The 16,861-nt window shown below is 44.4% G+C and carries 16 protein-coding genes; 12 read left to right on the top strand and 4 right to left on the bottom strand.

Annotated features, from left to right (window positions below):
* Positions 1–35 precede the first annotated feature (35 nt).
* From ASF99_RS12440 to pgmB, 3 genes are all read left to right on the top strand, one after another.
* Positions 36–1,097, top strand: a complete 1,062-nt coding sequence (locus ASF99_RS12440; protein ID WP_035396182.1) for an acyltransferase family protein — start codon at positions 36–38, stop codon at positions 1,095–1,097.
* Positions 1,098–1,154: 57 nt separating this feature from the next.
* Positions 1,155–1,487: an Asp23/Gls24 family envelope stress response protein gene (locus ASF99_RS12435; protein ID WP_035396186.1), complete on the top strand. Its 333-nt coding sequence runs from the start codon at positions 1,155–1,157 to the stop codon at positions 1,485–1,487.
* A 183-nt stretch (positions 1,488–1,670) separates the two neighbouring features.
* Complete coding sequence (gene pgmB / locus ASF99_RS12430; protein WP_023469308.1) at positions 1,671–2,333, top strand: beta-phosphoglucomutase; 663 nt, start codon at positions 1,671–1,673, stop codon at positions 2,331–2,333.
* Between the two features lie 147 nt (positions 2,334–2,480).
* Here the strand turns inward: pgmB and ASF99_RS12425 are convergent, their stop codons facing one another.
* The gene (locus tag ASF99_RS12425) at positions 2,481–4,007 is read right to left on the bottom strand and encodes an N-acetylmuramoyl-L-alanine amidase (RefSeq protein ID WP_055969043.1); all 1,527 of its coding nucleotides are present in this window, start codon (positions 4,005–4,007) and stop codon (positions 2,481–2,483) included.
* Positions 4,008–4,308: 301 nt separating this feature from the next.
* Here ASF99_RS12425 and ASF99_RS12420 point away from each other — a divergent pair, with 301 nt between their 5' ends.
* From ASF99_RS12420 to chrA, 6 genes are all read left to right on the top strand, one after another.
* A complete protein-coding gene (locus ASF99_RS12420; RefSeq protein ID WP_023469307.1) occupies positions 4,309–4,710 on the top strand; it encodes a Rok-like winged helix domain-containing protein in 402 nt (133 codons plus the stop codon).
* 212 nt (positions 4,711–4,922) lie between these two features.
* On the top strand, positions 4,923–7,298 hold the full coding sequence (gene secA2 / locus ASF99_RS12415) for an accessory Sec system translocase SecA2 (protein WP_055969039.1): 2,376 nt from the start codon (positions 4,923–4,925) through the stop codon (positions 7,296–7,298).
* Positions 7,291–8,100 (top strand): SLAP domain-containing protein, encoded by an 810-nt coding sequence (locus ASF99_RS12410; protein WP_052017086.1) that lies wholly within the window; start codon positions 7,291–7,293, stop codon positions 8,098–8,100. The genes secA2 and ASF99_RS12410 overlap by 8 nt, the downstream gene beginning before the upstream one ends.
* A gap of 85 nt (positions 8,101–8,185) precedes the next feature.
* Positions 8,186–9,229 carry a glycosyltransferase family 4 protein gene (locus tag ASF99_RS12405; RefSeq protein WP_023469304.1) on the top strand — a complete coding sequence of 348 codons (1,044 nt, stop codon included), beginning with the start codon at positions 8,186–8,188 and terminating at the stop codon, positions 9,227–9,229.
* A gap of 54 nt (positions 9,230–9,283) precedes the next feature.
* On the top strand, positions 9,284–10,390 hold the full coding sequence (locus ASF99_RS12400; RefSeq protein ID WP_055969036.1) for a DUF418 domain-containing protein: 1,107 nt from the start codon (positions 9,284–9,286) through the stop codon (positions 10,388–10,390).
* Positions 10,391–10,442: 52 nt separating this feature from the next.
* A complete protein-coding gene (chrA, locus tag ASF99_RS12395; protein WP_055969033.1) occupies positions 10,443–11,594 on the top strand; it encodes a chromate efflux transporter in 1,152 nt (383 codons plus the stop codon).
* A gap of 60 nt (positions 11,595–11,654) precedes the next feature.
* On the opposite strand, the gene ASF99_RS12390 is transcribed toward chrA, so the two are convergent.
* From ASF99_RS12390 to ASF99_RS12380, 3 genes are all read right to left on the bottom strand, one after another.
* On the bottom strand, positions 11,655–12,071 hold the full coding sequence (locus ASF99_RS12390; protein WP_023469302.1) for a GNAT family N-acetyltransferase: 417 nt from the start codon (positions 12,069–12,071) through the stop codon (positions 11,655–11,657).
* Positions 12,046–13,077 carry an LCP family protein gene (locus ASF99_RS12385; RefSeq protein WP_023469301.1) on the bottom strand — a complete coding sequence of 344 codons (1,032 nt, stop codon included), beginning with the start codon at positions 13,075–13,077 and terminating at the stop codon, positions 12,046–12,048. The genes ASF99_RS12390 and ASF99_RS12385 overlap by 26 nt, the downstream gene beginning before the upstream one ends.
* A gap of 67 nt (positions 13,078–13,144) precedes the next feature.
* The gene (locus ASF99_RS12380) at positions 13,145–13,786 is read right to left on the bottom strand and encodes a YigZ family protein (protein ID WP_023469300.1); all 642 of its coding nucleotides are present in this window, start codon (positions 13,784–13,786) and stop codon (positions 13,145–13,147) included.
* Between the two features lie 97 nt (positions 13,787–13,883).
* On the opposite strand from ASF99_RS12380, the gene ASF99_RS12375 reads away from it, so the two are divergent.
* The 3 genes from ASF99_RS12375 (at position 13,884) to ASF99_RS12365 (ending at position 16,721) form a co-directional block, all read left to right on the top strand.
* Positions 13,884–15,056 carry a sensor histidine kinase gene (locus ASF99_RS12375; protein ID WP_023469299.1) on the top strand — a complete coding sequence of 391 codons (1,173 nt, stop codon included), beginning with the start codon at positions 13,884–13,886 and terminating at the stop codon, positions 15,054–15,056.
* Entirely contained in the window at positions 15,053–15,748 is a 696-nt protein-coding gene (locus tag ASF99_RS12370) for a response regulator (RefSeq protein ID WP_023469298.1), read from the top strand. Before ASF99_RS12375 ends, ASF99_RS12370 begins: the two co-directional genes overlap by 4 nt.
* A 130-nt stretch (positions 15,749–15,878) precedes the next feature.
* Positions 15,879–16,721 carry a DegV family protein gene (locus ASF99_RS12365; protein ID WP_023469297.1) on the top strand — a complete coding sequence of 281 codons (843 nt, stop codon included), beginning with the start codon at positions 15,879–15,881 and terminating at the stop codon, positions 16,719–16,721.
* The last annotated feature ends 140 nt before the right edge of the window (positions 16,722–16,861 follow it).

Genomic DNA, 16,861 nt, shown 5'->3' with positions numbered 1-16,861 from the left:
CGTTCCTTTCGAGGGAGTATAAGGGGTAGTGTAACATGAATCGGAATCCGTGGTTTGATAATATTAAAGGTTTTCTTGTCATTTTCGTCGTCATCGGTCACATGCTGACAGATTTACGGTTTGATTATGATGGAAAATTACTCGAAACGGTCTATCTATTGATTTATTCGTTTCATATGCCATTATTCATTATTTTAAGCGGTTATTTCTTCCGCGAAAACAAGTATTTACGTGTCATCCAGCTTTTCGCGGTGTATTGTGTCTGGCAGATCTTGATCGGATCTTGGGCGACACTCGGGGAAGGAAACCCGATTTTCTCAGGAGAAAACATTGGAACGCATCTATTACGGCCATACTGGGCACTTTGGTATTTATTCGTCATGGTCGTCTGGTATATCGTGACGCCTTATGTCGTCCATTTACGCGGCTACGTCTGGTTCGGTCTCGCGTTCGCTCTATTATATGGTTTTGAGCTTGAGAATACAGGCTTCTTAGCACTTCGTAAGTTGATCATGTTCTATCCGTACTTCTTACTCGGAAACTATTTATCAGAACACGAATTCATCCGGATCTTTGAAATGCCGAAAAACTTTAAACGACGGATGAACGTCCGCTTAATCGGTGGGATCACATTTGTGGCCGTCATGGGCTTTTTGTTATTTGAAGCGTGGCGTGACACACCACAAGAGATCGTTGATTTCGCGAATGCCTTCAAGCATCGTTTCCCTTATGTTGATCAATACGATAGCGATGCCTGGTTAGGTGTCATCAAACATAGTGTCATTTATTTCTTGTCAATTGCGGCTTCCCTTGGTTTCATGATGTTGATTCCGATGCGTCGCCTTCCGCTCATCACACGGGCGGGGGAACTCAGCCTCTATGTCTATTTGCTTCACGTCTTTTTCGTCATGGCGTGGCGCCAGTATGTGACGGAAGCATTCGTACCGCAACCGTGGCTAGCATTACTGATCATGATTGGCGTTGCCTTGCTGATCGTCGGTATCATCATACACCCGCTCGTCGTTCGTGTCCTCCGTCCTTTGATTGAGATTGATATTCGTCCAATCGTCGAGAAACGGGAAGACCTTTCAAAATAAGACGGAATGCTTTACACTTTAAGATAGATGGATTACAAGACGAAGGGCGTGGAAGGAATGTCATATAATTTAAATAACGCAGACGGTGTCGTGAACGTCTCGCAACAAGTCATCGAGGTCATCGCAGGCGTAGCCGTTCAAGAAACGGAAGGGATCGCCTTCACAGCAGATGATTCAAAACTGCAAGAGAAACAGATGGTTAAACTCGTGAAGGTCGAGGATGTCGGCGGCGAGATTACGATCAGTTTGTCTGTTCATATCAAGTACGGAATGTCGATCATCAAGACGGCGGGGAAAGTGCAGGAACGGATTGCGCAAGACATGGAGAACATGCTCGCGTTCCAACCGAAAGCAATCAACGTCCGAGTGATTGGTCTCTTAAAAGGATAACAGGACGAAAAACACTTTGCTGAAATCGCAAGGTGTTTTTCTTTTTAAGTAAAACATTTGATAACGCTTGCAAAGAGATGAGAGAATTAGTAAAATTGTTTGTGAGGCAAGTGCAATCGTTTGCACAACGTGTCATTCGATTTCTTGCCTTTCATGGACGATGTATGAAAGGATGGATGTCGGATGGCACCAACGATCGAAGCGGTCATTTTTGATTTAGACGGCGTAATCACGGATACAGCAGAGTATCACTACTTAGCGTGGAAACAATTAGGAGAGGATTTGGATATCCCGTTCGACCGGGAATTCAATGAGACATTAAAAGGTGTCAGCCGGATGGATTCACTCGAGCGTATCCTTGCGCTTGGTGGAAAACAGGATGCTTTTTCGGAAGACGAGAAGCTAGCACTCGCTGCGAAGAAGAACGAACACTATGTCACATTGATCCAGCACATCTCTGAACAGGATCTTCTTCCTGGAATCACTGCATTCCTTGATGAAATCCGAAACGCTGGGCTGAAAATCGGGATGGCGTCCGCTTCTAAAAATGCGCTGATGGTCGTCGAGGCATTAAAGGTTCGACATTACTTCGATGACATCGTAGATGCTGCAACTGTTGCACAATCGAAACCACACCCTGAAGTGTTTCTCCGTGCTGCGGAAGCGCTCGACGTCGAACCAAGCCGTTGCATCGGTGTAGAAGATGCGACAGCGGGCATCACTGCCATCCACGCTGCCGGTATGTATGCCGTCGGCGTAGGACCGGAGTCGGCGCTCCATGAGGCAGACTATCGTGTCGATTCGACAGATTTGCTTTCCCTTGAGCAAATCCTCGCTAGTCGCTAACTGAGATTCATTCATTCCCTGATGATTGAATCGCAATCAACCTCTCTTTTCTTTTATGTGTCAGAAAAAGAAGTGATTTCCCTGAATCTCTTCTTTTTCAAAAAAATAACGCTCAGCCGTATGATTCGGCTGAGCGTTATTTTTTGGTTAGAGGGAAGAAAGAATCGCGTTTGCTACTGCATCAGCATAGCGTTGCTGATAAGAAGTAGAAACGAGTTTCGCCCGGTCATTAGCATTGGATAGGAAACCAAGTTCCGTTAATGTAGCGGGTGCATTCGTACCGCGAAGAACAGCGAGGTTCCCGAATTTAATACCACGATCACGTAATCCAATCGAGTTAACAAGATTGTTTTGGAGATTTCGTGATAGAGCAACAGATGCATTACCTCTGTAATAGAAGTTTTCAGCGCCATAAGCACTTGTTGAAGATGCAGCATTAATATGGATACTGACGAAGATGTTTGTCTTATGGGCGTTCGAGATGACGCTACGATCTGTTAACGAAGGATAGTAATCATTCGTATAACGTGTCAACTTCACATCGACTGTTTTAGATAGGCGCTCGGCTACGAGTTTAGCGACTGACATGACGATATCACGTTCATAAATACCGTATCGTGCGGCACCAACATCATGTCCACCATGCCCAGGATCTAAGACGACGAGTGGACGAGCAGACATAGAAGGCTGGAAGAGCGAGAGATACGTCGCTTCGACATATCCATAACGTCCATCAGATGTTTTGACAGCGACGAATCCTTTTGTCTTATGTAAAGCATTCGTTACCGTAACAACGGAACCACGTGGCAGTGTACCGATAGAAGGGCTGATCGAACTTGCACCAGACCGTAATGTCAATGAATCATTAAAAGGAACGAGAACATACATCGTCGTACCTGAATAATCAGCTGCAGATCCGACAGGTGGTAAAGAAGCAGAAGAAGACGTCGTTTTCTTCAAGTAACTTCCTGAGACATAGCCTTTTTTACTACCGTAAGACACTTGGTACCAGTTATCCTTCCGATACGAAGAGGTAACGATCTTTCCTTTAGGAATCGTTAGTAGTTTAGCTGAGGTAGCAGAATTCGATGTACGTAAATTCAAAGCGTCCAACGTAATGTAGTTCGTTTTCGCGAATGTCGTACCGGTAGCACTTGCTGTGACGACCGCTTTCTTTTTCAAGTAAGAACCAGCAACATAACCGGTTTTTGATTTGTAAGATACTTTATACCAGCTTCCCTTCTTGTAAGAAGAGGAAAGTGTTGTTCCTTTAGGAATCGTCAATAATTTAGTTGAAGCAGCAGAATCAGACTTACGAAGGCTCAACGAATCCGTCGTCGTGTAGTTCGTCTTCGTAAAGGATGTACCGACAGTACTAGCTTTAACGGCCGCTTTCTTCTTCAAGTAACTTCCCGAGACATAACCCGTCTTAGAACTGTAAGAGACTTTGTACCAGTTCCCTGTTTTATACGAAGAAACGACTGATTTTCCTTTAGGGATCGTCAACAATTTTTTAGAGGAAGTAGTAGCAGAAGCGCGAAGATTCAATGCATCTGTTGTTTGATAAGTAGCTTTCGTGATAGAAGCAGCAGATGCCTCGGGTGTTGGGGCGGCTACCGTGAAAAGTACGGCCGAAGCAATACTTGCGATCAAGACGGAAGTTTTAGTAGGCATAGTGTGCTCTCCTTTTAAATTTAGTATTGTAAAACAGGATATAAAAATGACAAAATGAAGAAAGATTTAAAATTATATATTAAAAACAATAATTTTATGTTCTAGGTTCGCTCCTTTCTGTTAAGATAAAAATGGAAATCAGCAACAGATAAAAAATTGCCAATATTACAAAAAAATTAAAATAACATAGAAATCATATAACAAAAAGGTAAATAAATGGTAATATTATTTCAAAAAACATACAATTGAAACATAATTGAAATATTATTGTGTCATCAATACAAGAAAGAAGGTAAAAAGTATGGATCCGAATGAACATATTTACAGAGAGCTGATGGAAATCGAAGAAGAATATCGCCGTCTTCAACGAAGAGCAGAGTACTTAGTAGCTGAATTAAGTCGAACGAATCAAGATCATGCACAGGAAGTTTCTGTTGCACTAGAGCGTCCATTGAAACAACGAAGAGTGAATCAGCGATATCCACTGGAAGTTTACGTACACCAAATCAGTGATTTGATGCGCGAACGCGAGTCGATGTCAGCACGAGATATTCAGATGGAACTCGAACTTCGTTATCGTCACCAAATCAGTAACATTTATCAGCTTATGGCGAAAGTTGAACAGGCAAACCCGGCGATTCAAAAAGTGGGTCGTGGAATCTATACATATGATTCATCGGCAGAAGTTCCGATTTTTATGTAGTTTTTTCAAAAAACGTCGTTTCTTTTTTAAAGAAAGGCGTTTTTTTTGTTGAATGAATTCCAAAATAAAGATTTATTTTTAAAATAAGTAAATGATTTTCTTAAAAATGGTTTTTATCTCTTCTGTTCCATTTTTTAACTGATATAATGGATACGTAGATGAAAAAATTGTCGGACCTGACGTCACGTGGACGTGGGGAGAGGAGAAAAACAGTGCTTCAACTCGTAAAAAATACATTCAACGAACAGTCTAAGCGACTGAAGAACTATATGAAAATCGTAAAAGAAATCAATACGTTAGAAAGTCGTTATCAAGCGATGACGGATGATGAATTAAAAAATCAAACAATCCACCTAAAAGAACGCATCGAAGCCGGTGAGACGATTGATCAACTGAAGACGGAGGCATTTGCTCTTGTCCGAGAGGCAAGTGTTCGTACGTTAGGCATGCGTCATTACGATGTTCAATTGATTGGTGGTCTTGCGTTACTAGACGGTCATATCGCAGAAATGGCGACGGGGGAAGGAAAAACATTAGTCGCGTCGTTACCGAGTTTTACAAAAGCCTTAAGTGGTAAAGGGGTTCATGTCATCACCGTCAATGACTACTTGGCACGACGAGACGTGGATCAGATCGGAGAAATTCACCGTTTTCTTGGTTTAACAGTCGGACTAAATGTTCCCGATCTGTCACCTGACGAGAAACGTGCGGCCTATGGCGCAGATATTACATATGGAGTCGGTACAGAATTTGGCTTCGACTACTTGCGAGATCATCTCGTCAATCGGAAGGAAGACCGTGTACAACGAAAACATCACTTTGCCATCATCGATGAAGTTGATAGTATTTTAATCGACGAAGCGAAAACACCACTCATCATGGCAGGTAAGGGCTCGGTGCATGAAGGGTTACAAACCGTCGCGAAGCTGATCGTATCAAAGTTTCCTACGGATGCATACGAATACGACGAAGAGATCAAAGCAGTTTCGCTTACGGATAAAGGAATTTCGATCATCGAAGAGAACTTCGCCATCGATAATCTTTTCGCAGCTGAGCATCAAGTACTTTATCATTACATGGTTCAAGCCTTGCGTGCTCACATCGTCATGAAACGAGACGTTGATTACATCGTAAAAGATGGGAAAATCGAGTTGGTTGATTTATTTACAGGACGCATCATGGAAGGACGAAGTTTGTCGGATGGGCTCCATCAAGCCATTGAAGCAAAAGAAGGCATTGACATCACGGAAGAAAATAAAACGACGGCCCAAGTTACGATCCAACATTATTTCCGGATGTACGAGCTCGTTTCAGGCATGACAGGTACGGCACAAACTTCACGACAAGAGCTTCTAAAGACATACGGAATGGATGTCGTACAAGTCCCGACCAATCGCCCGAAACTCCGTGAAGATTCTTCTGACATCATTTACGCAACGAAAGAGGAGAAATATGAAGCTGTGGCGCGTGCGACGAAGGAAGCACATGCAAGACGGCAACCCGTATTGATCGGAACGACGTCCATCGAACAATCATTTGCTGTAGCTGAAGCTTTAGATACACATCAGTTACCGTATCAAATCCTGAATGCAAAGACGGTCGACCAAGAAACTGACATCATTCGTGAAGCCGGACAACACGGACGCATCACGATCGCGACGAACATGGCAGGACGAGGAACAGATATTACGTTAGATGAGATTGCGAAAGAAGCAGGTGGGTTGTTTGTCATCGGTACCGAGCGTCATGAGTCGGTTCGGATCGATAACCAGCTAAGAGGACGTTCAGGACGTCAAGGAGATCCAGGTAAAAGTCAATTCATCGTATCACTCGAAGATGACCTCGTCCGGCGTTTTGCAAAGGATCGACTCGAGAAAGTCTTGAAAAAAGTGAAGACGAGTCAGCATGAACCGGTTACGTTAAAAGAAGCACAAGCGTTATTGAGCTATGCGCAAGAAACATGCGAGGGGACAGGTTATTCGATTCGAGAGGAACTTGTTAAACTCGATGACGTCCTTCATCAGCACCGTCTTGTCATCTATGCGATCCGTAACCAAGTACTAGATGCGGAAGACATTCAAGATATGGTACTACCAATGGTCGAGCGGACGGTCGAACGTATCGTGGATCGTTATCTATCTGCAGAACTCGTACCGGAAGAGTGGCCAAAGGAAGAGTTCCAGTTCGCGATGGACGAATTACTAAACGACGAAGTACCACTTCCAGATGATTTAGAACAGCCGGAAGAGGTCAAAGCGTATTATGTGAACATTGTTTCCGCTCGTCGTGAAAAATGGATAGAGGAACTAAAGAATCCTGCAGTAGACGAGCTGATCCGAGATCAGTTATTGGCATCGATCGAAGAGCACTGGACGGAACATTTGACGACGATGAATACGCTAAAAGAAGGCATTCATCTTCGGAGTTACGGTCAAGAACAGCCTGTTCGGATGTACGAAAAGGAAGGCTTTGAAATCTTCAACTACACGATTGCTGAAATCGAGTATCCCGTTGCCTATGTCTTACAACGATTGTCCGAATATATCATGCTAGATGAAGAAATCGAGGAGATGGAGTTAGATGTTTAATCGCAGAAAACAAATCATTTTAGAAGCAGAGACACCAGAAAATACAGGACTGTATAAGCCTCGATTGATTTTTACAGAAGATATGTTGATCGAGAAAGAAGATGAATATCTTTTCCGTTACCATGCTAATCAATTGCCAGACTTGGAGTTAAATCAACTGTCCGTCGAAGCGCTGCAAGTGGACCTATCCTCCTCGCCGATTTCAATCGTCGCGTTGTTTCGAAATACATTAGAAAATAGTTTTCATGTAGATGGTCTTCCATTACTCGTGTTAGACGAAGCCAATCGTCTGATTGGCAGAAAGGTTTTGACGACGGAAGATATTCCGGAGTTCGTACCGATGAGTAGTATGCCATGTTGGCTTGATTTTTCCGAGGAAGAACTTTTCTTAACGGATGAAGAAAATTTCCCGGAAAAGATTCGTCTCTTATTTAGTTTAGAAGAGACGCATGATCTCGAGATTCCATCGGACTTCCTTGATGCTGAAGCGCGACGTGTACGTCAGACATTCTATTCAACCCCGACGTTGAAGAATGAAGAAGTCAATGTCATGAATGTTTGGAACGAGAAGAACGAAAATAGGATGACAGGATTGTTTTTGATTCGAAACGGATATGAACGGGCGATTCAACTCGGAACGCTTCCGTTACAACTTATGAACGGGGAACAAATCTTGCAGACATTGCAGGTAGCGTTAACGTCCCCAATCGAAGCTAAAACGACCCTTGCAATCAAAGTCGTCTTAGACGTGACGGAGTGGCAAGACCAAGACGTGTTGCAATTCCGAGTCGCACAAGCATAAGCCTATGCTTTTTGTTTACAGAATGGGAACGAACGATTTTTGGAAGAAGAATGTGGTATAATTCGCGCAGGAGCGTGATGTTATTATGTTATGGACAGCGTCCATTGTCTGTTTCATCGCTGCATTGCTGATTACCCCCGTTGTCAAACGTTTTGCCATTGCAGTGGGCGCGGTGGATAGTCCGGATGCACGAAAAGTACATGTTCGAATCATGCCACGTCTAGGTGGGCTTGCGATTTATATCTCATTCATGATCGGATACTTTATCTTACAACCATCGAGTCCATATGCGACTCATATATTAGTCGGTAGTTTCGTGATCATCATGACCGGTATGTTAGATGATCGTTTTCAACTGAATGCTAGGCTGAAGTTAATGGGACAAATCGTAGCGGCAGTCATTGTTTTAAATGGTGGGATTCGAATCGAATTCATCAATTTGCCGTTTGATCAACAGCTGTATCTCGGGTGGTGGAGTGTGCCATTGACCTTCCTGTGGGTCATCGGTATCACGAATGCCGTCAATTTGATTGATGGTTTAGACGGACTAGCTGCTGGCGTATCGAGTATCGTCTTGTTGACGCTAATTAGTTTAGCTGTGATTCAAGGGAACGTCTACGTGACGATCGTTGCGATCCTCTTGCTTATGAGTACGCTCGGTTTTCTGTTTCATAATTTTTATCCGGCAAAAATTTTCATGGGAGACACGGGTTCGCTGTATCTTGGATATATGCTGGCCGTACTTTCCCTACTTGGATTCAAAAATGTAACTTTATTCTCACTTGCTGTACCAGTCATTTTGCTCGGGATTCCGATTTCAGACACGCTGTTCGCTATCGTGCGTCGTATGTTACAAGGGAGACCGCCGTTCGCACCCGATAAAGAGCACTTGCATCACCGCTTACTCGATTTAGGATTTACGATGAGACAAGCCGTTTTAGTGATTTATGGACTTTGTGGTGTGTTCGGAATGACGGCAATCCTCTTTTCGCAAACGAATTCGCTCGGTGCTTTTATTTCTCTCGTTATCTTATTGATCGTACTAGATATTTTAGTCGAATCATTGGGTTTGTTAGGGGATAAATATCGACCGATTCTCAAACTATTAGAACGTCTTACAACGAAATGATTTAAAAAGATCGCTCATCTCAATGTGCGGTCTTTTTTTAAGGGAGATGAGAAAATGCAAGAAATAAATAAAAATGAACGCATTCAGTACTTGGATATTTTGAGGGGATTTGCTTTATGTGGCATTCTATTTGTCAACATGCCAAGTTTTCTTGGCGATCGACCGAATGCGATGATGGGAGACGTCGATCAAGCGATTCGTTTGGTGTTTGACCTCTTCATCCAGACAAAATTCTATACGCTGTTTAGTGTCTTGTTTGGAGCAGGTTTTTATCTGTTCATCCAGCGTTTGCAGCAAAAAGGATTACCGAAGACAATTTTTGCACGACGTCTCGGGATTCTTCTCGTCATTGGACTACTACACTTATGTATTTGGCAGGGAGATATTTTACATACGTATGCGTTGACCGGTTTTATCTTATTGTTATTTATAAAAACAAAGCCAATCACGAAGCTTTTGTTTGCGGCAGCATTTCAAATCTATGCCCTTTTGCTCTACCTACTTATTTTCTTTGGGGCTCGTCAATTGGGCGACACTCCCGTCGTCGAGCTAGATAAGACACTTCAGTCGTTCGTCGCATCGCGCGATCTCCCCGGATTTTTATCACATCACGCGACAGTTCAATTACCGGAAGCCCTCATGAATTCTGGTGTCATTTGGCCAGAAATTTTATCCCTGTTCTTGATTGGAGCCTATTTGATGGAACGCTTCAGCGCAGCGCCACCGACGAATCGTTTCCTGTGGTGGACGCTTGGAATTAGTTTACTCCTGACACTTCCATCATTTGCAGGAATCATACAGGCGCATGCTGACGTACCAGACGGATCCATCAATCTATTTTACGTCTGGCTCTCAGGACGCACGCTTGCGATCACCTATGCTTGTGCCGTTGCGCTACTCGTTCGTGCTGGACGCATGCAATGGTTTGCTGGACTGGGACGGATGGCATTGACGAATTATTTGATGCATACAGTCGTCTTTACCGTGTTCGTCTTCTTCAGTGGACAACATGGAACGACACCGTTATGGCAAGGACTGTTACTCGTTTTCCTGCTTTTGATCGCACAAGGTGTTGCTTCAAACAGATATCTCCAGTCTCATCCACAAGGTCCCATGGAGAAATTGTGGCGAAAAGGGACTTATGGAAAGAAAAACCGTTGAAGTTCACAAGAACTTAACATCTTTTATGTAGAATGAAGGATGGAGGTGAAACATGCATCGTTTAATTGAAATCTTTCTTGTATCGTTCAAGCTCGGACTGACGTCGTTCGGAGGTCCGGTCGCCCATCTCGGGTATTTTTATGAAGAATATGTCAAACGGAAAAAATGGATTGATGAGAAAGCATATGCTGACTTAGTTGCGCTCTGTCAATTCCTCCCGGGTCCCGCTTCGAGTCAGGTCGGAATGGGAATCGGTTTGATCCGTGGAGGGGTAGCAGGGGCGATCATTTCCTTCGTCGGCTTTACGTTACCGTCGAGTATCGCCTTGATTCTGTTCGCGATTCTTGCGACACAGTTCGATGTCGCAGAAGCCGGATTCATTCATGGCTTGAAACTCGTTGCGGTTGCAATCGTTGCTGACGCCGTCCTTGGCATGGGAATGAAACTTGCGACAGGCGTCAAACGGATGACGTTGATGCTACTGGCGCTAGCAGGCGTACTCTTGATCGCACATCCACTGGCACAAGTCGGTGTCTTGTTGCTCGCAGGTCTTCTTGCGTTCTTCTGGTTTAAAGAAGAGACGGAGACGGGTGGGTCCTTGTCGATTCGCGTACCACGCCTACTTAGCATCACGGCACTCGTCTTATTCTTCGTCTTACTTGCCGTCACACCGTTTCTCGCTCAAGCAACGACGGGAACCGTCCAACTGACGAGTATTATGTACAGTGCCGGTGCCCTCGTCTTTGGTGGCGGACATGTCGTCTTGCCATTCCTTGAGCAGACACTCGTACCTGGATTGATGAACACGGATACGTTCCTTGCTGGTTACGCCGCTGCACAAGCGGTACCAGGACCACTCTTTACGTTCGCGACGTATCTCGGTACGATCGTTTCTGGTGTTTCTGGAGGAATTCTTGCGACGCTCGCGATCTTCCTACCAGGATTCCTACTCGTCATCGGTGTTTTACCGTACTGGGATCGTATTCGGAAGAATCAATCGGTCGGTCGGATCTTGATGGGCGTCAATGCTGCCGTCGTTGGTATCTTGCTTGCCGCTCTTTATGATCCAATCTTTACGTCAAGCATCAAGAGTGGTCTTGATTTCTTGATTGCCTTCGGTTTGTTCTGTTTACTTCGTTTTTATAAACAGTCGCCGTTACGAATCGTGTTGATTGGAGCCGTTCTCGGATTCCTATTCTTTTAAACCGCACAAAGAAGCAGCAGACATGCGTCTGCTGCTTCTTTGTTTTCGCTTAATGAAGCTTTAAATTCGAGTCAAAAAGACAAGCTCGATATCGTGGCGCCACTCACGTTGGACTTCCGTAAAGCCAAAACGAGCGTAGAGCGTAAGGGCAGGAAGATTACGCGCACCTGTCATGACATGCTTCACGTGATCATGCTGAAGCAGGTGGTGCAGTAAGGATTGGGCGATGCCTTGGCGAAAATATTCCGGATTCACAACGAGGCGCGTGATCGTTCCATCAACATATGTGATCGCACCGACTACGCTATCATGCAAGAGATAAACGAACCCGTTCGGTTGCTCCGCTTCGATGTCATCGATCGTTTCCGATAAAGGTGGAAAGTCTACTGTTTCCAGTAGACGCGCTTCGATTCGATAAGCAAGACGTTGAAGTTCTAGCAAAGCTGCATGATCAGTTGATCGTAGTCGTCGTATCATCCGTCGCCTCTTCTGATGTCGTCATGTCAGTAGCGTCATCAGCAGGTAAATTGAGCTGTTCTTTTAATGTTGTTTTAGCTTCGGCAAGTGAAAGTGGATCGATTTGATAGTAATAGACGCCATTGATTTTCGTATCTGATCCCGTTAAATCAATACGATTAATGGATCCGAGTGATTTGACGAACGGTTGTAGCTGGAAGGCTTCCGTTAGTGACATATTCGTTTTGAAGTTATCGCCTGTAGCATCCATCAAGTCATTGAGTTTCGTGATCGAACCGAAGGAAGTCGACTGTTCGATAATCGCTTGTACGATTTGTTGCTGGCGTTTTGTACGTCCGATATCACCCTCAGGGTCTTCATAACGCATTCTGGCGTAGGCCAACGCTTCTTCCCCATTGAGTGTCTGCTGACCAGGTTCGAGTTTGATACTGTTTCGTTTATCGGAAGAGTCGAGTGTGTCGATCGGTAGTTTGACGTCGACATCAATACCGCCAAGCGCATCGACGATAGCAACGACACCATTAAAGTTGATGGAGGCGTAATAGTCTACAGGAATATCAAACAACGTTTCGACTGTCTCAATCGTTGAATCAATTCCTCCATAAGCATACGAATGGTTGATTTTATCTTCATATCCGACAGAAGGGATTTGTACGAGAGAATCTCGAGGGATGCTGACCATGTCTACGGTTTGATCTGTTTTATTGAATGTGGCGATGATCATCGTATCAGCGCGAGAAGAAGTGTCTCCGGGACGTTCATCCGTTCCGACAAGCAAGACGGAGAAATGGTCCTTCGTCAAGTCGACTGCCGCTTCACGTTTTTCTGACTTGTCTCCACGTGCTAAGTCGACTTTTGTCTCATTAGCCGTTTGAAGAGTCTTGTTGGCGACGTAAGCGAATGCTGCACCGCCAGTTACTAAAATGATCAAAAATAAAAAAACAAGACGCTTGAACCAAGAACGCTTCTTTTTTTTCTTTGACCGTGATCGTATCGGTTCATCCATTTCAAGTACTCCTTACTTAACAGAATTATTAAAAAACTTTCGGAATCTTTACAATCAGTATAGCAGGTCAGGAAAGAATGTCACGTTCGAGGTAGCGAAAAGCACCTTCTTGGAAGTGGGCTTGCGCATTCGTCAGATCTGTCATCCATTCAATAAAGGTAGGAACATCTGCCGTTTTGACTAAGACATCGACTTGAACTTGATCCAAATAATGAATCTGATCAATCGGATGAATGCTTGATCGAAGTTCATTCTCAATTTTTCCAAGCCACGTATAGTCAATGTGCACTTCTACCACTTGATGCTGAATCCGTTCAACAACGCCGATTGCATTCAATGCTTCCGAGACGCTTGAGCCATAGGCACGAATTAATCCACCGCCACCAAGCTTAATGCCGCCAAAATAACGTGTGACCACAACAACGGTATCGCGTAAATCTCTTTTTTTCAGTACTTCAAGCATCGGGACTCCTGCTGTTCCGCTAGGTTCACCATCATCACTCGCTTTTTGGATTTGATTTTGTTCCCCGATGACATACGCAGAACAGTTATGATTTGCATCATGATGCTTCTTTTTAATCTGCGCAATGAAGTCTTGTGCCTCTGTTTCGGAAGAAATGCGAGAAATATATGTAATGAATCGAGACTTTTGAATAATGATTTCGTGGAAACCGTTTTCTTTTACTGTATAATAATGAGATAATGTCATACTATTAATGTCCTCCTCGTTGACTAGTTCTTTCTAGCATAACGACGTTCAGAGAGAGAGACAACCATTTGAGTGGTAAGGACCGGAGGGAGTCACGATGACGCATGAAATGAAGGAGCGACTGTCGTTGAATGATATCGTACAAAACATCATTGGTGTCGTAGAGGAAAGTCGCGAAGAAATCGTTCGGATCACGGAGGATTCGAGAGAGCAATATGCTGAAATCCAGCAAGAATTGCGCGACTTGAAAGTTCGTGTCCATGATTATATAAAAGAAGCAGAGCGACTAGAACGTCATATTAAGGATGCCAAGACACGACTAGTCATCGTCAGCAAAAATTTCGAAAACTATTCGGAGCAAGATGTTCGGAAAGCCTATGAAACAGCGAACTCACTACAACTGGAGTCGTTTATCAATCAACGGGATGAGATGAATTGCCGGAAGCGGCGTGATGAGTTGGAACGTCGTCTCATTCAGTTAGACGAAACAATCGAACGAGCGGATATGCTGATTGGACGTGTATCCGTTGTCTTGAATTTTTTGACGGACGATATGCAAGTCATGAATGAGAAGTACGAAAAAGCGATGCAAAAACAGGAAATGGGCTTAAAAGTTTTTCAATCTGCTGAAAACGAACGACGGCGGTTATCTCGCGAAATGCATGATGGTCCAGCGCAGACATTGGCGCACGTATTAATTCGGGCGGATCTGATTGAAAAAATTCATCAACACAATGGAGCAGAAGCTGCTTTTGAGGAAATTCATCGTCTTCGTGTCTTGATTCGAGACGGATTAGCGGACATTCGTCGCATTATTTATGATCTCCGTCCAATGACGTTGGACGATCTTGGTTTCGTCCCGACGCTTGAGCGGTATTTACGACATATGCAAGAAATTTCGAATATTGAGATTCAATTTAAATATCTAGGCGGTGGCGAACGGATTGACTCCACCTATGAGGTCGCGGTCTTCCGGATCGTTCAAGAAGCTGTCCAAAATGCCGTGAAGCATTCCAATGCAAAGGACATTCGTATTATCATAGAACAATATCAACATTCCATTCGCATTCACGTAAAGGATAACGGAGTCGGATTCGACTTCGACTCGATCGTCGACTCACATGACGAGTCGTTTGGATTGATCGGGATGCGTGAACGCATTGAATTGATCGATGGAGAATTCGAGGTCGAAACGTACCCTGGGGGCGGGACGGTCATCAAGGTAAAGATTCCGATCGAGGAATCCGAAGCGAGAGGGGAAACACTGTGAACAACGAGCAAGTGAAAGTAGTCATCATTGACGATCATCAGTTATTCCGTGAGGGAGTAAAACGAATTCTTGACTTCGAGGAAGAGTTCGTAGTCGTAGCGGAAGGAGAGAGCGGCGTAGATGTCATTCCTCTCGTCGAAGCACACCAACCAGACATCGTATTGATGGATATCAATATGCCACAAGTCAACGGTGTCGATGCAACGAAACGTTTAATGGAAGTACACCCGGAAGTTCGGGTCATCATCTTATCGATCCATGATGATGAGACATATGTCATGCACGCCTTAGGAGCGGGAGCCGTCGGATATTTATTGAAGGAGATGGCGACGGATGAACTCGTCAACGCGATTCGTTCCGTCTATCGTGAAGGTGGATATGTACACCCGAAAGTGACACCAAATCTACTTCAGGAATACAGACGTCTCATGAAGATGAAACAAACGATGGCGTCACAACCCGTTGAACGTCAGGTGGCTGAAGCACCACTGCACGTATTGACACGGCGTGAATGTGAAGTTTTGCAGCTACTGGCAGATGGATTCTCGAACCGTGCGATTAGCGATACATTATATATCAGTGAAAAGACAGTTAAAAACCACGTATCTTCGATTCTTCGGAAAATGAACGTTCCAGACCGCACCGGTGCGGTCGTCGAAGCGATTCGCCGTGGATGGGTCGTCGTCGTATGAACGGATAGGAAGACGGGAGCAGGACTCCCATCTTCCTTTTTTTATCCACTCAGAAGTGCTACACTTATAAACGATTGTGACGTATGAAAGTATACGTCACGACGGAACTATAAAAGCGAGGAAATCACGGATGAGTCAGATTGTGATCGTAACGGATAGCACTGCCTATCTGCCAACAACGTATTGTGAAGAACATCAAGTGCACGTCGCACCGCTTAGCGTCATCTTTGAAGGGGAGGCTTATCGGGAAGGATTTGATATCTCGGTTGCTGATTTTTATGAACGGATTCGGACGGGTAGCCTTCCGACAACTTCACAGCCGAATATTGGAGATCTCGTTGCGACGTTTGAACAACTGCCAGAAGGAACGGATATCATTGGCATCACCCTTTCAAGCGGGATCAGTGGGACATATCAAGCGTTGCACACGATCAATATGATGATTGATCATGTGAACGTCCATCCTATCGACTCACGTATTTCCTGTATGCCGCAAGCGTTTCTCGTCCAAGAAGCGGTTCGTTTGCGAGATGCAGGAGCCACGGCGGAAACGATCGTCCATCATTTAGAGGAACTAAAAGAACGCATTCGTGCGTATTTTGTCGTGGATGATCTCGAACACCTCCAACGCGGAGGTCGTCTCAGTGTCGCGCAAGCATTCGTCGGTTCGTTCTTAAAGATTAAACCCGTTCTTCATTTCGTTGACGGAAAAATCGTTCCGTTCGAAAAAATTCGAACGTTCAAGCGAGCCGTCAACCGAATCGAAGAGATGATGCACGAAGATATCGAGGGAGACGGAACCGGGTATACGATCGGCGTCATTCATGCAGAAGATTCTACGAAAGCAGAACAGGAGATTGCGTCCTTACAGACGAAGTTTCCAAATGCGCAAATCGAGATGAGTGTATTTGGTCCAGTCATCGGTACACACCTCGGACCGGGTGCGATCGGTATCACATGGTACAAAAAATAAGATGAAAACACATTGACGGACTCTATCGTCAATGTGTTTTTTCTTGTCCAGATATATGAGATAGCAAAACTATTTTTTGAGAAACCGCGTATTCCATCCATACATCTCTTATACAGCATACGTTGTCGATTTTCCCATTC

This window comes from Exiguobacterium sp. Leaf187 (assembly GCF_001423925.1).
GTDB lineage: Bacteria > Bacillota > Bacilli > Exiguobacteriales > Exiguobacteriaceae > Exiguobacterium_A > Exiguobacterium_A indicum.
The sequence above is the reverse complement of the archived record's forward strand: the minus strand, read 5'-3'. Positions and strand labels throughout refer to the sequence as shown.